Raw genomic sequence first — 1,974 nt, 5'->3', positions numbered from 1 at the left:
GCCGACAATGATCCGGTGAACGACCTCGCCCTCCTCCTCACCCCCGAAGGCCGCGCCCTCCTCGACGAGGTGCGGGACACCGACCCGACGCGGGAGCTGGCCGTCGCGACCCGGCTGCGCCGCGAGCACCCCGCCGAGCTGGTGTCGGCGGCACTGGGCCAGGCCCGGCTGCGGCAGCGGGCGGTGGTGAAGTTCGGGGCAGAGGACGCGGGCCGGATGTTCTTCACCCCGAACGGGGTCGAGCAGTCGACCCGGGCGAGCGTGGCGGCCTACCGGGCCCGCCGTATGGCCGGCCTGGGCATCACCTCGGTCGCCGACCTGTGCTGCGGCATCGGCGGTGACGCGATCGCGCTGGCCCGTGCCGGGATCCGGGTGCTGGCCGTGGACCGGGACCCGCGGACGGCCGCCGCGGCCCGGGCGAACGCCGACGCGCTGGGCCTGGCCGGCCTCGTCGAGGTCCGCGAGGCGGACGTCACGGACGTGGACACGGCCGGTTTCGACGCCGTGTTCGTCGACCCCGCCCGGCGCGGCGGCCGCGGCCGGATCTTCGACCCCGAGGCCTACTCACCGCCCCTGTCCTGGGCCGTGTCCGCCGCCCGCCGGGCCCCTCGTGCCGCCGCGCTGAAGATCGCCCCCGGCGTCCCCCACGAGGCGGTCCCCGAGGACGCCGAGGCCGAGTGGATCTCCGACGGCGGAGACGTCAAGGAGGCGGTGCTGTGGTTCGGCACCGAGCCGGGGGCGATCCGGGCGACCCTGCTGCCGGGGCCCCGCACCCTGCTCTCCCGCGGCCTGCCCGACCCCGGGGTCCGCCCGCCCGGCCGCTACCTCTACGAGCCCGACGGCGCCGTCATCCGGGCCCACCTGGTCGCCGAGGTGGCCGACCGGGTCGACGGCGGACTGCTCGACGCGACCATCGCGTACGTCACGGCCGACGCCCTGCACCCGACCCCGTACGCCACGGCCTACGAGATCACCGACCATCTGCCCTTCAACGTCAAGAAGCTGAAGGCGCTGCTGCGGGAGCGGCGGGTCGGCACGCTGACCGTGAAGAAGCGGGGCTCGGCGGTCGAGCCGGAGGAGCTCCGCAGGAAGGTCAAGCCGCAGGGCCCCCACGCGGCCACGGTGTTCCTGACCCGGGTCGCGGGGGCACCGGCGATGCTCATCGGGCACCCGGCCCGTCCGTAGCCGTCAGGACCGCTCCGCCGCCCGCCTCAGCAGCAGCTCCCGCTCCCGTTCGTTGCGGGTCAGGGACGCCGCCCGTTCGAACTCGGCGCGGGCCTCGGCCGTACGGCCGAGGCGGGCGAGGAGGTCGCCCCGGACGCGCTTTCTCCGGGAGTCGTTTGCACAGGTCAGCGCAGTGACGCCCACAGCTTCCCCGCCTCCGGCTCCTCCGCCACCACCCGGTTGGGATCCGACGGTGCCCGCACCACGGGCATCATCACCGTCCGCACCCCGCTCGCCGAGAGGCCCTGCAGGCTCTGTCCGAGCCGGGTCAGTTCGGCGAGGGAGTCCAGGCCGGTGTCCGTGGTGAGGCCTGCCGTCACCGCGTCCGCGACGCGGTAGAGCCTGGCCGGGTCGGTGAGCAGGTCCTGGGAGGCGATCTGCTCCAGCAGGGCCTTCACCAGCTTCTGCTGGAGGCCTATGCGGCCCAGGTCGCTGCCGTCGCCTATGCCGTGCCGGGTGCGGGCGAGGCCGAGGGCCTGGGTGCCGTCCAGGTGGTGGGTGCCCGCCTTCAGCCGCAGATGGCTGTCCTCGTCGGCGATGTCCTCGTCCGTGGTGACGGTGACCCCGCCGAGCGCGTCGACCAGCCGGGCGAAACCGGTGAAGTCGATTTCGAGGTAGTGGTCCATGCGGACCTGGGTCATCTCCTCGACCGTCTTGACCGCGCAGACCGGACCGCCCACCTCGTACGCACTGTTGAACATGGAGTGGGGGGCCACCGCCGTCGTGCCGCCGGACGGACGTGGGCAGGGC

General features: G+C 74.3%; 3 protein-coding genes. 1 reads left to right on the top strand and 2 read right to left on the bottom strand.

The window, feature by feature from the left end:
* Positions 1–15 precede the first annotated feature (15 nt).
* Positions 16–1,185: a THUMP-like domain-containing protein gene (locus tag C1J00_RS42620; protein ID WP_102914144.1), complete on the top strand. Its 1,170-nt coding sequence runs from the start codon at positions 16–18 to the stop codon at positions 1,183–1,185.
* A gap of 3 nt (positions 1,186–1,188) precedes the next feature.
* Here the strand turns inward: C1J00_RS42620 and C1J00_RS42615 are convergent, their stop codons facing one another.
* Positions 1,189–1,368 carry a hypothetical protein gene (locus tag C1J00_RS42615; RefSeq protein ID WP_281262803.1) on the bottom strand — a complete coding sequence of 60 codons (180 nt, stop codon included), beginning with the start codon at positions 1,366–1,368 and terminating at the stop codon, positions 1,189–1,191.
* A partial coding sequence (locus C1J00_RS42610) for an LCP family protein (RefSeq protein ID WP_180989911.1) occupies positions 1,350–1,974 on the bottom strand: 625 nt, incomplete at its 5' end. The genes C1J00_RS42615 and C1J00_RS42610, both read right to left, overlap by 19 nt.

Source organism: Streptomyces cahuitamycinicus, from assembly GCF_002891435.1.
Classification (GTDB): domain Bacteria; phylum Actinomycetota; class Actinomycetes; order Streptomycetales; family Streptomycetaceae; genus Streptomyces; species Streptomyces cahuitamycinicus.
This window is presented reverse-complemented; position numbering and strand designations above follow the sequence as displayed.